The sequence below is a fragment of the Protofrankia sp. Cas8 genome (assembly GCF_963555845.1).
In the GTDB taxonomy this organism is placed as follows: domain Bacteria; phylum Actinomycetota; class Actinomycetes; order Frankiales; family Frankiaceae; genus Protofrankia.
Map to the genome: position 1 here is coordinate 1 of NZ_CAUVXI010000134.1, position 13,523 is coordinate 13,523.

Here is a 13,523-nt window from a genome sequence, read left to right on the forward strand (position 1 = left end):
GCCCCGACTTCAACGCACGCGCTTCCCGTCGATACATCCGCAAAGCCGTGGAAGGATCGCTTCGCCGACTTCAGACCGACTACATCGATCTTTTCCAGCTCCACGGACCCGACGCGTTCACCCCGGTCGAGGAGACCCTGACCGCACTCGACGAGGTCGTCCGCGAAGGCAAGGTCCGCTACGTGGGCTCATCGAACCTGGTGGCCTGGCAGATCGCGGACGCCGAGTGGACCGCACGCGCTTCCGGTACCACCCGCTTCATCTCGGCTCAGAACCACTACAACCTGCTGGAACGCGGTGTGGAGGCTGAACTCGTCCCGGCCGCGCAGAAGTACGGCATCGGCGTGCTGCCGTACTACCCGCTCGCGAACGGCATTCTTACCGGAAAATACATGCGGGACGAACAGCCGCAGCCTGGAGCACGGCTCGCGGGTCGCCAGGACGAGCTGACGGACGCGGTGTTCGACCGGGTCGAGGCGCTGGAGACCTTCGCCCGCGAACGCGGCCGCTCGCTGCTGGACGTGGCGATGGGTGGGCTGGCCGCGCAGCCGGCGGTCGCCTCGGTGATCGCCGGCGCCACCACGGCGGAACAGGTCCGAGCGAACGCCGCGGCCGGAGAGTGGCAGCCACGGGCCGACGACCTCGCAGTCCTCGACAAGATTGCCCCGACCCGACGCCCGAGTTCCTGATGCCGCCCACGCGGCGGCGGCTGACACCAGTCAGCGGTAGGTCAGTTCGGTCGTGATGGCGACCTTTGGGACCTACGCCCGACGTCCGTCGGCCTTGGCCGTCGGTAGAAAAGGTCGTGATAGCGCTACGTGCCACCTACCCCAACACGGGAGTTGGGCCCTGTGTCGCCGCGGACGGCGGTCGTCGAAGATGGCGGTCGTCGAAGATGGCGGTCATGGTTGAAGTGACGCTGGTACGGGGGGACATCACCGAGCAGGACGTCGATGCCGTCGTCAACGCGGCGAACTCGTCACTGCTCGGTGGCGGCGGAGTGGACGGCGCGATCCACCGTCGCGGCGGACCCGAGATCCTCGCCGCATGCCGGGCGCTGCGTGCAGGCGCCCTCGGCGGTGGTCTGCCGACCGGCCAGGCGGTTGCCACGACAGCGGGACGGCTGACCGCCCGGCATGTCATCCACGTGGTCGGCCCGGTCTGGTCGGCCACGCAGGACCGTTCGCAGCTACTGCGGTCCTGCTACCAGCAGGCCCTGCGTGTCGCAGCCGAGCTTGGCGCCGAATCCGTGGCATTCCCCGCGGTCAGCGCGGGTGCATACGGCTGGCCACGTGAGGACGCCGCCCGCATTGCCGTGGGCACCGTCCTGGCCACGCCGACCAGCGTGCGGGAAGCCCGCTTCGTGCTGTTCGACGAGGCCACCCACGCGGCCTTCCAGACGGCTCTGGGCGCGCATCGCTGATGCTCAGCCGCTGACCGTGGCGGTGGCAGCGCCCGCACGGGTGGGCGGCCATGCCACGGTGACCTCGCCCAGTCGCCATCGCCGCACGGTGCCGCGCACCGGCCAACCGTCCGCCCGCATGGCTTCGACCGCCGCGACCCATCGTTGCCTCGGCCCGAACACCGCGCGCGGCGCCATCCGCATCCAGGCGTCGTCGAACGAGGTCAGCAACGCATGTACGTCCTCGCCTGGAACGTTGCGGGCGATCAGCGACTTCGGCAGCCGTTGCGCGATCTCGGATGGACGGCTCAGGCTCGGCAGATGCGCCGCCAAGGTGAGCGTGGTGCCACCCGGCCATGATTGCGGTGAGAACTCCCACCGGGGTCCCGGTGTCCCCGGACGCACCACCGTGCCCGCTTCGGTGGAGGCAGCGCGTGAACCGTCGATGGCGAACCAGCATGCGCGCCTGCCGATCTCGTCGCAGGTCCCTTCGACCAGCAGACCGCCGGGGGCGATCCGTTCGAGCATCGACGCCCAGGCCGGGCCGACCGCCGCGGCCTCATACTGGCGGAGCACGTTCAGCGCGCGAACCAGCACGGGGCGCAGCCCCGCGAGCTCGAATCCGCCATGGGTGAAGGCCAGCCGTGGCGGGTGGGCGGCCGGGGCCGCCGCCTCCACCCGGTCCCGGTCGATCTCCAACCCGACGACCCGGACGTCGGGCACGACCCGCGCCAATCGTTCGTACAACTCAACCGTGGTAATCGGGGATGACCCAAAACCGAGATCGACGACCAGCGGGGCGGGCACACCGCGTAGGCGGGCCGCCTGCGTCCCGATGATCCAGCGATCCACCCTGCGCAGGCGATTCGGATTGGTCGTCCCGCGGGTCGCGAGCCCCAGTGCTCTGGCACGGCCAGCGGCCAGTCGAGGCTCACGACGGTGGACGGGAGAGGTACCGGACACAGCTTCACGATCGCAGGGCCCCGGCCACCCCGACCGCCGCCCCCCGAACAGCCACCGGCGGTCGGTGCAGGCCGGTCGGCACAGCGGACATCACCAAAAATAAGATCATAATTATGCGTCGGCCGAAATCAGCCCATCGGCTCTGCTGCTGGCAGTATGTACCGGGCTCCCGTCGGGACGAGGGACCCACCGCTTAGGAGACAGCCGGACCGTACCTCGTACCGCAGACCTCGGGCGGAGGTGCCCGCAGGGCGATGTGCATGTCATCGACCGTGTCCGGGCATGCAGGCGGCCGATCCGTTGTTCGAACACTCGGGAAGCTGGCGATCGATGCGTCCGGCTCATTGTGGAGGTGGTCGGTGCGTCGGGTCCGGTTCGGCCACCCTCGTCGGGTCGCCATGCTGTCGATGCACACATCGCCGCTGGAACAACCGGGGACCGGCGACGCGGGCGGGATGAATGTGTACGTGGTCGAGCTGTCCCGGCAGCTCGCCACGCTCGGCACCGAGGTTGAGATCTTCACCAGAGCCACCAGCAGCACGGTGGAGCCGACGGTCACCCTGGCCCCCGGGGTCACAGTGCGCCACGTCGATGCGGGCCCGTTCGGGGACGTCGGACGAGAGGACCTGCCGGCCTGGTTGTGCTCGTTCATCGTGGATGTACTGCGGGCTGAGGCCGCACAGGAGCCCGGCTGGTTCGATGTCATCCATTCGCACTACTGGCTGTCCGGCCAGGTGGGGCTCGCCCTCTCCCGGCGATGGGCGGTCCCGCTGGTGCACACGGCCCACACCCTGGCAAAGGTCAAGAACCATGCGCTTGCTGACGGTGACCAGCCAGAACCGCCGAACCGAATCGCCGGCGAGCAGGAGGTCGTCGCCGGTGCGAGCCGGATGATCGCATCCACCGCTGACGAGCGGCAACATCTCATCGATCTCTACGCAGCGGATCCGAACCTTGTCGACGTGGTGGCGCCCGGAGTCGATCTGGAAGTGTTCTGCCCTGGGGAGGCGTCGGCGGCGCGGACCCGCCTCGGCCTGCCGCCGGACGTGGTGCTGCTGCTCTTCGTCGGGCGAATCCAGCCGCTGAAGGCGCCTGACATGCTTCTACACGCCGCCGCCCACCTGCTGGCCCATGAACCGGCGTTGCGGGACCGCATGCTGGTCGCCATCGTCGGCGGACCGAGCGGCTCAGGCCTCGACCGGCCGGACGCGCTGGTCAAGCTCGCCGCCGAGCTGGGCATCTCCGACGTTGTCCGATTTCAGCCACCAGTCCCCCAGCTGGAGCTCGCCGACTGGTACCGGGCCGCGAGCGCGGTCGTCGTCCCCAGCCACAGCGAGAGCTTCGGGTTGGTCGCGCTTGAGGCCCAGGCCTGTGGAACGCCGGTCGTCGCGGCCGCCGTCGGCGGATTGCGCACGGCTGTCCGCCACGGCATTTCGGGAATCCTGGTGGAAGGACGTGATCCGGCCGCCTACGCCGATGCGCTGGCCCGGTTGATCGGTCAGCCCCGCTGGCGGCAGCGGCTCGCCGCCGGCGCGGTGCGGCGCGCCACGGAGTTCGGTTGGTCTGCGACAGCACGCGGGGTCCTGGCCGGCTACCGTGACGCAGCGGCGCTGGCGACCGTTCCAGCGACCGCCTGACGGCCTGTTGTTCCGCGCCCATCCCATATGATCACTTCGGAGGTGAACTGTGTCACTGCCTGTGGACGACATCGAGCGGGCGCGCATCGACCGTGTGATCGACGATGCCCTGGACGACATCGGCCTGGTCTACGAGCGGGTGGACGAAGGATCATTCCTGGTCACCCTGGAAGGTGACCACAGGCTCCGGACGATGACCTGGCTGATCATAGGCGACCACACCCTGCTCATCGAGGCGTTCTTCATGCGCAGGCCCGCCGAGAATCCGGCGGGCACCTACGCGTTCCTGCTTGGACGCAACGCCAGGACCTACGGCGTGCACTTCTCGATAGACCAGGTCGGGGACGTCTACCTCACCGGTCAGCTTCCGCTGACGGCGATCACCGCCGACGAGATCGACCGTGTGCTCGGTTGCACCCGTACCTACTCGGACGAAAACTTCGACCCGGCCGTCACGCTCGGGTTCGCCGGCGCCATCGAGCGGGAGAAGGCCTGGCGAGCCCAAGTCACCGCCACCGAGACCGAGACCGAGACCGAGACCGCCGAAGCGAGCCCCCGGATGCAGCGACGCGGAGCCTCTGCAGGCCCTTGAGTGCCGGGCGCTCTTACGAGCGCACCCGTGCAAGACGCGCGGACAGGTGAGACTGCAACGGCTTGCCTTCGGCCTCCATGTCAATGGCATAGGCAAGATCACCGTCTTCGACGATGCCGTACAGCCGCTCTGAACGGTTCACCCTGCGTGCCGTGGCAGTCCGGATCACGACGTTGGACCGCAGATCCACCCGCGTACCGACCACATCACCGACGTAGATCTCGCTGATGCCGAACGGATGGGCGAGCATGACCTCGACCGTGGGAGGCCCGTCGCCATCCGGTGGCGCAACTCGCCAGAACCCGACCTCGGCGGCCAACGGGCTTCCCTCGTCGCGGCCGTCCCGAGGCTCACCGACCCACCAGGTCCGGGACTCGTACGACAGAGCCGGCCGGCCGGTGCCGGCGAAAACGACCTCCTGGCCGTAGCGGAAGCCATCCATCCCCTCGTAGCCACCGACGCCCTCACCGCGCCAGGTACCCAGGAGGAACGCCAGTGGCAGCAGGCTGGGATGGAGGTCGACGACCGGCCCCGGCGGTGTGGTCACGTCGGCACCGCCGCACGCGGGCGCGTGCCGGAAACGCTCAACGCTGGCCTGCGTACAGCTTGTAGACGACGTACACGGAGAACCACCCGATGAGTACCGCCACCGTGATCAACAGTGCGGTGAAGAATATTTCCAGCACGCGCCCAGCCTATCCGTCATGCACCGGTCCGGCGCCGTGATACCAGCCCTGTGACGCAGCGGTGCGGCACCCCTGCAACGGACCCTCGGTCACCTCCGAGGTCAGCACACACAGGTACTGGCCGCCGAAGTCGTGGCCGAGGGAGTCACCGTAGCCGTGCCTGTACCCGACGATCCACCGGGGAGGGAGGATCCTTCCCGTCAGAACCCTTGGCGCGAGCTGTGCATCGTCTGTGGGGACAGCCAACCGGCCCACTCATCGATCATCACAATGATCATGTTGATGGCGCGCAGGCCTCCCGGGTTCGCCGGACCGTGCAGACTGGGCCCTATGCGTTCCCTGGTCATCAAGGCAACTGCCGGTTCGGACGCGCCGGAGCGATGCTCGCAGGCGTTCACCGTCGCCGCCGTCGCAGTCGCCAGCGGTGCGGCCGTCTCCTTGTGGCTTACCGGCGAGTCCGCCTGGTTCGCGCTGCCGGGACGCGCCGCCGCATTCGTGCTGCCTGAGTCCGCACCTCTGGACGACCTGCTGGATGCGGTTCTGACCGGTGGACAGGTAACTGTCTGTACTCAGTGTGCGGCCCGGCGAGGCATCGGCCCCAATGATGTACTCCCAAGTGTACGCATCGCGGGCGCCGCCGTCTTCGTGTCGGAGGTACTGGCCGAGGGAGCCCAGGGGCTCGTGTACTGACCTGACCTGACCTGACCTGACCTGCTGATACCAGCCTTCAGAACCCTGCCAGGCGACGGCCCCACCTGCCGAGCAACAGCTCCTGCAAAGGCAGACCACGGCCAGGACACGAGGAGACTCCTTCACGGCGTCAGCCTGATGGGGTTTTGTAATGGCATGATGCACGAACCCGATGTCCTGTACGCAGTCGTCCAGTTCGACACCACCGCGCGGCGGACGGTCCGGCGAGTCGTCGCACCATTTCCGGACCGGAGTTCCGCTGCACTGTTCGCGACCGATAACGGTCTGCGTGACTTCGCCGTCGGCCCGATGGCGTTTGCCGTGCCAACGCGGGCTGCATGCACCAGCCAGAGCATTCCCGCGCCCCGGTCGAGTGGTTACTGAGAACCTGCGGTGAGGGGAACCTGCGGTGAGAGCCGGAAACCCCGGCGGCGCGATCGTAACCCTGCGCGCGCCGCCGGGGTCGTGGAAAAACCTATGCGGCTACTTCCACCTCGGTGTCGACAGGCTCGCCCTGGCGGGCAACAACCTTCCGTTCTCCGGAGCCGCCCGGGACCAGCGCCCGGACGGTCCACGAGCCCGGTCGGGCAAAGAAACGGAACTGACCGGTCGCGGACAGCGGCACCTCGGCGGTGAAGTCCCCGCCTTCGTCCAACAAGCGCGCATAACCTGACGAAACGGGCGAGCCGTCCTTCAGGACGACGCCCTGGATGACAGTTTCCTTGGCCACGTCAATTCCCTCCACCGAAGGTCCGCCGCTGGTCGCACCGCACACGTGTCAGGCGCCCTTCTCGATCGGGACGCCGACCAGTGAACCGTACTCGGTCCACGAGCCGTCGTAGTTCTTCACATTCGGCAGGTCGAGCAGCTCGTGCAGCGCGAACCAGGTGTGTGCCGAACGCTCGCCGATACGGCAGTACGCGATGGTTTCCTGCGTAAGATCCACCCCCGCGTCGGAGTACAGGGTGGTCAGCTCGTCGTTCGTCCTGAAGGTGCCGTCCTCGTTCGCGGTCTTCGCCCACGGGATGTTCTTTGCGGTCGGGACGTGCCCGGCCCGCTGCGACTGCTCCTGTGGCAGGTGCGCCGGAGCAAGCAGCCGCCCGGCGAACTCGTCGGGCGAGCGCACGTCGACGAGGTTCTTCTCGCCGATCGCGGTTATGACCTCGTCCCGGAAGGCGCGGATGTCGGTGCGGACGTCGCTGGCGGTGTACTGGGTGGCCGGGCGGTTCGGGACCTCGTCAGTCAGCGCGCGACTGTCCAGCTCCCACTTCTTGCGGCCACCGTCGAGCAGCTTGACGTCGGCATGCCCGTAGAGGGTGAAATACCAGTAGGCATACGCTGCGAACCAGTTGTTGTTACCGCCGTAGAGAACGACCGTGTCGTCGTTCGAGATGCCCTTGGTCGACAGCAGCTTCTCGAACTGCTCCTTGTTGACGAAGTCGCGGATCACCGGGTCCTGAAGCTCCGACTTCCAGTCGAGGCGGACCGCACCCGGGATGTGACCCTTGTCATAGGCGGAGACATCCTCGTCGACCTCGACCAGGACAACCTTGGGGTCTGTCAGGTGCGCATCGGCCCAGGACGGGTCGACGAGCGCATCGGAACGACTCATGCGTGCACTCCCTTCACGGAACGTATGGCGAGATATATCTGGCAACCGAGACAAAAGTCGATGGCAGCATTCAGGAACGCCGCTACAAATGCAAGCGCGGTGGCGGTGTATCCAAGACCGGGGACACCGGCGAGAAATCCGATCGTGCCCACCGCACCGAAAGCCGCACCGACCGCCTGCGCGAACCGGGGCGGTTGTGGATCCTCCAACTCGGCCGGCGGCCCGAGGCGGGGGCGGATCAAGGTGCGATAGAGTAACCCGTACGGTGCCCACCGGACTCCGAGGACGGCCCCGGTGAGGAAGACCGCTGTCTGCGCGAGAAGTAGCCATCCGCTGGCGGTCAGCGTGACCACCGCGAGGACAACGCTGGTCACAACTGCGGCACATCGAGGACCTCGCGGGTCGACCACGAACTCATCTCCTGAAGGGCGGGCCCGCTGACAGCGGGCGACATCAACGCACAGATCAGGAAAGTCGACACGATGTGCTACCGACACGACACAGATCGATCGTGCGGCGGCTGACGAGCTCGGTGGCAAACATAACCTCTCGACCGTAGCAGCGAACATGACCGATGTGTTACCGATCCGACCAGCTGTCGCGGTGATCGAAAGTGCCGGCTCCAGAGTCGATCACGTCACCTCGCCGTCTGCGGTGGACACCTCACCTACAGCGAGTTCCAACACGGCGAAGACGGCCGCCCTGCTCGGTGGGGCGCCGCTGGCCCGAGCCACCTCCCAAGCCTGCCCATCAAGGACCAGGACGGTCGGCGTCCGCCGGATCCGCAGCCGCCTGACCAGCTCCAGATGCGACTCGGCATCGACCTCAAGATGGCGCACGCCCGCAACGGTCGCAGCGACGTCGGCGAGGATCCGCCGGGTCGTCCGGCAGGGAGCACAGAACGCCGTGGAGAACTGCAGCAGCGTGGCACGCGCGCCGGGCATGATACCCAGCTCCACAAGCTCGCTTGCAAGATCCATAAGCGACTCCCCGTCGCGCGGATGAGCACTGGCACGAGAACCCACATCAGGCGTGTCAAAAGTCGTGGATGCGCCCACTACGCCCGGAACGCTGCCATCAGCCGAGCTGCCCGACGCCGACGTGCGTGTCATCCGGAACCGCCCGTCTCGAACCCGAATGATCATAATGATCACACCGACAGCCGCCAGTGCCCCGAATAACACCCACATCCCGGTCACGACTGCGTCCAGCGCATTCGGGCGCCAACTTCTTCCTGACCTTGCGTCTCGCCCGCCGGCCGGCGTGGGCTAGCGGTCACCAGATGTGGTCACCGTCAATAATCTTCCACGCGAACGGGTCATCCTGCGAGCGTGTGCGCGGCGGCATACACGAACACCGCCGCCACGGCCAGCGGGAGTACCGCGACAAGGGGCCATTCGAACTCCGGATCACCACTGGCACGGAGTTCGGCGACCCCACGGGCGACAGCCATGTCGATGATGACGGCTACCGCCGCGGCTACCGTCGCGATCGCCGTGCCGTCGGAAACGGTCAACCCGCCGGATGCGGCGCCGAAGACAGCCCCACCGGCACCGGCCGCCACCACGCCGATGAGCCGGAAGATCAACGGCCAGCCGGCCGGGCGGGCCACCCGGCCGCCGACGAACCCCGCGCAGGCCCGCGCGACCAGGACAGCCAAACCCCCGCCGACGAGGCCGACAGCCACCATCGCGGGGCCGACCGCCCGGCCGGTCGGCGTTTCGATCGAGGCCGCGTCCACGTAGCCGGTCAGCAGGGTGACGATGACCACCCCACTGAGCCCCGCGGCCATGTCCACCGTCACCCGCACGGGCTGATCCGATGTCGCCGTACCGGGGCTGGCCCGCCGCCGCGCCAGCTGACCGAGGATGACCGCCACCACCGCGATACCGATGACCCCGGCGCCATCGCCGAGCTCGTGGGAGTCGGTGAGCAGCGCGGTGGCGTCCGCGGCCAGCGCGGCCAAGCCGACGATCACCAACGTCCCGATGGAACCGGCAAACGTCCGCACCCATGCCCAGCCGAGGAGGAACTGCTCGACGGCGATGACGGCGACGAGTGGCAACGGCCCGACGCCGGCAACGAGCGCCGGGACGACCGCGGCTACCACTATCGAGACACCGGTGAGAAACACCGGCGGTCCACCCGCCCGCCGCGACCGCGGCGCAGTCACGGATGCCGGCACGTCTGCCGACTCCGTCCTGACGGCCGTCTCGGCCCCGCGGGCTCGCACACCACCATGTTCCCATACCCCGGCGACTACCCCGGCGACGATGCGAGCGCGACGAACGGGACGAAGCCTGCCGAACAGGTCTATCGCGAAGAGTCGATCATGGCGGCCATCACCCACCGGCGAACGGCGGGAGCACCTCCACCACAGCGCCGTCCACAAGTGCCACGTCGGCATGACTCCGGGTGCCGACCGGAGCATCGTCCACGAGGAACGCGCAGCGCGCCAGCACGGCGTTCAACCGCCCCGGGCGGCCCAGGGAGACGGCGTCCAGTAGGTCGGCAAGGGTATCGGCGTTCTGCTGCTCCTCAGGTACCCCGGCCGCATCCCTGGCCGCAGCCCAGTAACGGATCGTCACGCAAGCCATGGGAACTCCGGGATCTCGGGTGTGTCATCACGGTCCGATCGCGGACTCGCCGACACGTCCGGGCCTGGCTGGCCTGGGCCTGGCTGGCCTGGGCCTGGCTGGTCTGGGACCAGCCGGTCCGGCCCTGGCTGGCCAGGGAGCAGCCGGTCGACGCCCGCGCGCTCACCACGGCCGACGAGCAGATCGGGCAGGTGGCGGCCGATGCGGTCCAGCAACCCTGGCACAAGCCCCGATTCGGCGTGCCCGAAGCCTGGGATGATCCACAACTGGCCGTGCTCCCCCGAAGCCACCGCCAGCGAATGAGGATGATCCAGGGTGAAGTAGGTGTCCCGGTCTCCGTGGACGAACAGAACCGGCGTCGGCGCGATCCGGCCGGCGACGTCGAGCGGGGACGCCGGGATCATCGGCCAGATTTCGGACATCAGCCGTACGCCGAGCGCGTGCCGGGCGATGCGGCGGCCGGCGGCGGTCTCCGCGAGCCAGCTCAGGCGCCGCATCGCCGCAGTGTCACGGACGTACCAGCGGCTCGGCGCGCTCACGCTGACGACGGCGTCAACCGGGTTGCGCACGGGGTACCCGCGCACGCAGTCCCCGCCGCGGGCGAAGGCCGCGTGGCGCAGTACCGCGGCGGCCCCCATCGACCAACCGACGGTGATGACGTTCAGGTAACCGAGCCGCCGGGCTTCCCCCACGGCCGCGTCCACATCCAGAACCTCCAGATCGCCGAAGGTGCACACGCCCGAGGACTGGCCGTGACCCCGCAGATCCGGGGTGAGCACGCCGGCATAGGGCCGGATGCCGTCGCTGACCGCCCTGACCGGGGGTTTGTCACGAAAACCGGAAAAACCGTGGACGACGACGACCCCAAGATCAAAACTACGATCGGCGGCAGAACCAACACGGCCACAATGGGTCGTGGCGAGGATCTCACCGTCCGAGGTGGGGAGAACCCCGAAGACGGTATGAGCGGAGTAGGACACTCCGCTATCCTCCCCACAGGCCGGTGTTCGTTTCACGCCCATGACGGTCGTGGAACGCGGGGGGCCGGTCGCAAGGTATCCGTGGGTCGACGCTGCCCCAACATCGCAACCGAACCCTGGAGGAGTCGACTTGAGCGTCGTCCTGTTGCTCACCAACGCCCCCGGACCATCCGCGGAGTCCTTTCCCTCACTCGGGCTCCTGACTCACACCGTTCGCGTCGCCCCACTCGAGGCCAGCGCGCTCCTGGACGCACCACCAGTGGACGTCGTCGTGGTGGACGGGCGCCGGGAACTCGTCGTCGCCCGCGGCCTGTGCCGCCTCCTGCGCACAACCGGGCTCACCACTCCCCTGCTCGCGCTCGTCACCGAGGGTGGGCTGGCCGCGGTGTCAGCCGACTGGGGCGTCGATGACGTCGTCCTCGACAGCGCCGGACCGGCTGAGGTCGAAGCGCGGTTGCGGCTCGCGATCGGTCGGGTCGCGGCGGCCGGCGGCACTGCGGAAGCCGGTGTCATCCGGTCCGGCGACCTGTCGGTGGACGAGACCACCTACTCGGCCAAGCTGCGCGGCCGTCCGCTCGAGCTCACCTTCAAGGAATTCGAGCTGCTGAAGTACCTCGCCCAGCACCCCGGCCGGGTCTTCACTCGCGCCCAGCTCCTGCAGGAGGTGTGGGGTTACGACTACTACGGAGGTACCCGGACGGTCGACGTCCACGTGCGTCGGCTGCGGGCCAAGCTCGGCCCGGAGCACGAGTCGATGATCGGTACGGTGCGGCACGTTGGTTACAAATTCGTCGCGCCTCCGATCGCACCGCTGCCTGAAGACGCGGTGGCCAGCCACAACGAAAGGGAAGTGGCTCGCATCCCCCAGCGGGTCTCGCTCTAGCAGCCTCGGGGCTGAAGGGCGTGCGAAATTATCATGATCGCACGCCCTTCAGCCACACAGGCAATCTGAAGCCTCCGGGCGTGCGAAAATACCATGATCGCACGCCCTTCAGCCAGGCGAACGTCCTAATGTCGCGCAATGACGCTGTACTGGACCCGGCAACTGACCTCCCACGACGTCGACGCCCTTCGGGACTTGGTGACCGCGGCCACCGGCGCGGACGGGGTCGCCCCGTTGTCCGATGACGCAATGTTGCGATTGTCGCCCGATCCACTCACCAGCGGGCACCATCTGATCATCACCGCATCAGACGCATCAGACGCATCAGACGCATCAGACGCATCAACATCGCGCGAGATCGCCGGATACGCCTACCTGGCCGTCCGCTCCGATGACAGCTGGCAGGCGGAGCTGGTCGTGCATCCCGGACAACGGCGTCATGGCAGCGGCGGGCACCTTCTCGCCGCGCTGACCGCGTCCGCTGACCAGGCCCACGCGCAGCTCGATGTCTGGGCGCACGGCGACCCACCCGCGACGGTGACGCTGGCGCACCGGTACGGCTTCGTTCGCGAACGCGTGCTCTGGCAGATGCGCCGACCGCTGTCCGCCCTCCCCGACATAGCACTGCCACCGGGTGTCACCGTCCGCACCTTCATCCCTGGACAGGACGAGGACGCAGTGGTGGCGGTCAACCGTGCCGCCTTCGCCGACCACCCCGAGCAGGGCCGCTGGACGGTAACCGATGTTCGTCTGCGGGAGGCCGAACCGTGGTTCGACCCAGCGGGCTTGTTCCTCGCGGAATCCGCCGGCCGGCTGGCCGGTTTCCACTGGACAAAGGTTCACTACGGCATCGACGACATACCCGGGCCCGGTGGCATTTCGACAGCCGAGACCGCCGCCACGAAGACCGACGTCGGCGAGGTCTATGTCGTCGGTCTGGAGCCCACCTTCGCCGGGCGCGGGCTCGGCCGCGCCTTGACCCTCATCGGGCTGCACCACCTACGCGATCAGGGCCTGGCAACGGTGATGCTCTACGTCGAAGACCTCAACCAGCGGGCAATACGCCTGTATGAAGGCCTCGGCTTCACCCGGCACCGCGCGGACATCTCCTACCGGCGCGCACCCGACGCAGGTGCGCAGGCCTGATCACACCTCACCTCCATCAGCGCTCTGGGGACTGCGGCCTCCGGGCGCACGATCTGACGATCGTCGCGCGCCCTTTGGTCCTCTACGCAGTCGGCTCGTCAGCGAGGCGGAAACGGTAACCGACGCCGCGGATACTCTCGATCAGGCGAGGGTGGTCAGTATCGCCGGTATCCCCGAGACGGCTGCGCAGGCGGCGTACGTGCACCGCCAGCGTGTTGGTCTCATGGCTGGTCGTCCCCCACACACGTTCAAGCAGTGTCTGGCGGGTTACCACGGACCCGGCCCGTTCAAGCAGGATGCGCAGCAGCCTGAACTCCTGCGGAGGCAGCCGCCCC

General features: G+C 68.0%; 17 protein-coding genes. 7 read left to right on the top strand and 10 right to left on the bottom strand.

Annotated features, from left to right (window positions below):
- Both U9977_RS17920 and U9977_RS17925 read left to right on the top strand, forming a co-directional pair.
- Positions 1–689: aldo/keto reductase (locus U9977_RS17920; RefSeq protein WP_322750424.1), on the top strand; the 689-nt coding region annotated here is incomplete at its 5' end.
- A 215-nt stretch (positions 690–904) separates the two neighbouring features.
- Positions 905–1,423: an O-acetyl-ADP-ribose deacetylase gene (locus tag U9977_RS17925; RefSeq protein ID WP_322750425.1), complete on the top strand. Its 519-nt coding sequence runs from the start codon at positions 905–907 to the stop codon at positions 1,421–1,423.
- 3 nt (positions 1,424–1,426) lie between these two features.
- On the opposite strand, the gene U9977_RS17930 is transcribed toward U9977_RS17925, so the two are convergent.
- Complete coding sequence (locus tag U9977_RS17930) at positions 1,427–2,365, bottom strand: class I SAM-dependent methyltransferase (protein WP_322750426.1); 939 nt, start codon at positions 2,363–2,365, stop codon at positions 1,427–1,429.
- Positions 2,366–2,763: 398 nt separating this feature from the next.
- Here U9977_RS17930 and mshA point away from each other — a divergent pair, with 398 nt between their 5' ends.
- Together mshA and U9977_RS17940 are read left to right on the top strand one after the other, a co-directional pair.
- Positions 2,764–4,002 (top strand): D-inositol-3-phosphate glycosyltransferase, encoded by a 1,239-nt coding sequence (mshA, locus tag U9977_RS17935; RefSeq protein ID WP_322750442.1) that lies wholly within the window; start codon positions 2,764–2,766, stop codon positions 4,000–4,002.
- A 49-nt stretch (positions 4,003–4,051) separates the two neighbouring features.
- Entirely contained in the window at positions 4,052–4,594 is a 543-nt protein-coding gene (locus U9977_RS17940) for a YbjN domain-containing protein (protein ID WP_322750427.1), read from the top strand.
- Between the two features lie 13 nt (positions 4,595–4,607).
- On the opposite strand, the gene U9977_RS17945 is transcribed toward U9977_RS17940, so the two are convergent.
- Positions 4,608–5,141, bottom strand: coding sequence for an FABP family protein (locus U9977_RS17945; RefSeq protein WP_322750428.1), 534 nt, complete (start codon positions 5,139–5,141; stop codon positions 4,608–4,610).
- 469 nt (positions 5,142–5,610) lie between these two features.
- Between U9977_RS17945 and U9977_RS17950 the strand changes: the two genes are divergently transcribed.
- Positions 5,611–5,970: a DsrE family protein gene (locus tag U9977_RS17950; protein WP_322750429.1), complete on the top strand. Its 360-nt coding sequence runs from the start codon at positions 5,611–5,613 to the stop codon at positions 5,968–5,970.
- 475 nt (positions 5,971–6,445) lie between these two features.
- Here the strand turns inward: U9977_RS17950 and U9977_RS17960 are convergent, their stop codons facing one another.
- The 7 genes from U9977_RS17960 to U9977_RS17990 all read right to left on the bottom strand — a co-directional run bounded on the left by U9977_RS17960 (position 6,446) and on the right by U9977_RS17990 (position 11,159).
- Positions 6,446–6,745 (bottom strand): DUF1416 domain-containing protein, encoded by a 300-nt coding sequence (locus U9977_RS17960; RefSeq protein WP_322750431.1) that lies wholly within the window; start codon positions 6,743–6,745, stop codon positions 6,446–6,448.
- Between the two features lie 3 nt (positions 6,746–6,748).
- A complete protein-coding gene (locus U9977_RS17965) occupies positions 6,749–7,582 on the bottom strand; it encodes a sulfurtransferase (protein WP_322750432.1) in 834 nt (277 codons plus the stop codon).
- Positions 7,579–7,992 (bottom strand): DUF4395 domain-containing protein, encoded by a 414-nt coding sequence (locus U9977_RS17970; protein WP_322750433.1) that lies wholly within the window; start codon positions 7,990–7,992, stop codon positions 7,579–7,581. The genes U9977_RS17965 and U9977_RS17970 overlap by 4 nt, the downstream gene beginning before the upstream one ends.
- 222 nt (positions 7,993–8,214) lie before the next feature.
- Positions 8,215–8,562, bottom strand: a complete 348-nt coding sequence (locus U9977_RS17975) for a thioredoxin family protein (protein ID WP_322750434.1) — start codon at positions 8,560–8,562, stop codon at positions 8,215–8,217.
- Between the two features lie 338 nt (positions 8,563–8,900).
- Positions 8,901–9,716: a hypothetical protein gene (locus U9977_RS17980; protein WP_322750435.1), complete on the bottom strand. Its 816-nt coding sequence runs from the start codon at positions 9,714–9,716 to the stop codon at positions 8,901–8,903.
- Between the two features lie 208 nt (positions 9,717–9,924).
- The gene (locus U9977_RS17985) at positions 9,925–10,179 is read right to left on the bottom strand and encodes a MoaD/ThiS family protein (RefSeq protein WP_322750436.1); all 255 of its coding nucleotides are present in this window, start codon (positions 10,177–10,179) and stop codon (positions 9,925–9,927) included.
- Positions 10,167–11,159: an alpha/beta hydrolase gene (locus U9977_RS17990; RefSeq protein ID WP_322750437.1), complete on the bottom strand. Its 993-nt coding sequence runs from the start codon at positions 11,157–11,159 to the stop codon at positions 10,167–10,169. The genes U9977_RS17985 and U9977_RS17990 overlap by 13 nt, the downstream gene beginning before the upstream one ends.
- Before the next feature lie 130 nt (positions 11,160–11,289).
- On the opposite strand from U9977_RS17990, the gene U9977_RS17995 reads away from it, so the two are divergent.
- Both U9977_RS17995 and mshD read left to right on the top strand, forming a co-directional pair.
- Positions 11,290–12,042 (top strand): response regulator transcription factor, encoded by a 753-nt coding sequence (locus U9977_RS17995; protein WP_322750438.1) that lies wholly within the window; start codon positions 11,290–11,292, stop codon positions 12,040–12,042.
- Between the two features lie 138 nt (positions 12,043–12,180).
- On the top strand, positions 12,181–13,188 hold the full coding sequence (mshD, locus tag U9977_RS18000) for a mycothiol synthase (RefSeq protein ID WP_322750439.1): 1,008 nt from the start codon (positions 12,181–12,183) through the stop codon (positions 13,186–13,188).
- Between the two features lie 82 nt (positions 13,189–13,270).
- Here mshD and U9977_RS18005 read toward each other — a convergent pair.
- Positions 13,271–13,523, bottom strand: a 253-nt coding sequence (locus tag U9977_RS18005) for a helix-turn-helix domain-containing protein (RefSeq protein WP_322750440.1), incomplete at its 5' end; no start/stop codon positions are given.

Bases quoted from the DNA above. Each gene is read 5' to 3' on its own strand.
- U9977_RS17925 (WP_322750425.1), top strand. From the start codon at position 905: ATGGTTGAAGTGACGCTGGTACGGGGGGACATCACCGAGCAGGACGTC.
- mshA (WP_322750442.1), top strand. From the start codon at position 2,764: ATGCTGTCGATGCACACATCGCCGCTGGAACAACCGGGGACCGGCGAC.
- U9977_RS17950 (WP_322750429.1), top strand. From the start codon at position 5,611: ATGCGTTCCCTGGTCATCAAGGCAACTGCCGGTTCGGACGCGCCGGAG.
- U9977_RS17965 (WP_322750432.1), bottom strand. From the start codon at position 7,582: ATGAGTCGTTCCGATGCGCTCGTCGACCCGTCCTGGGCCGATGCGCAC.
- U9977_RS17975 (WP_322750434.1), bottom strand. From the start codon at position 8,562: ATGGATCTTGCAAGCGAGCTTGTGGAGCTGGGTATCATGCCCGGCGCG.
- U9977_RS17985 (WP_322750436.1), bottom strand. From the start codon at position 10,179: ATGGCTTGCGTGACGATCCGTTACTGGGCTGCGGCCAGGGATGCGGCC.
- mshD (WP_322750439.1), top strand. From the start codon at position 12,181: ATGACGCTGTACTGGACCCGGCAACTGACCTCCCACGACGTCGACGCC.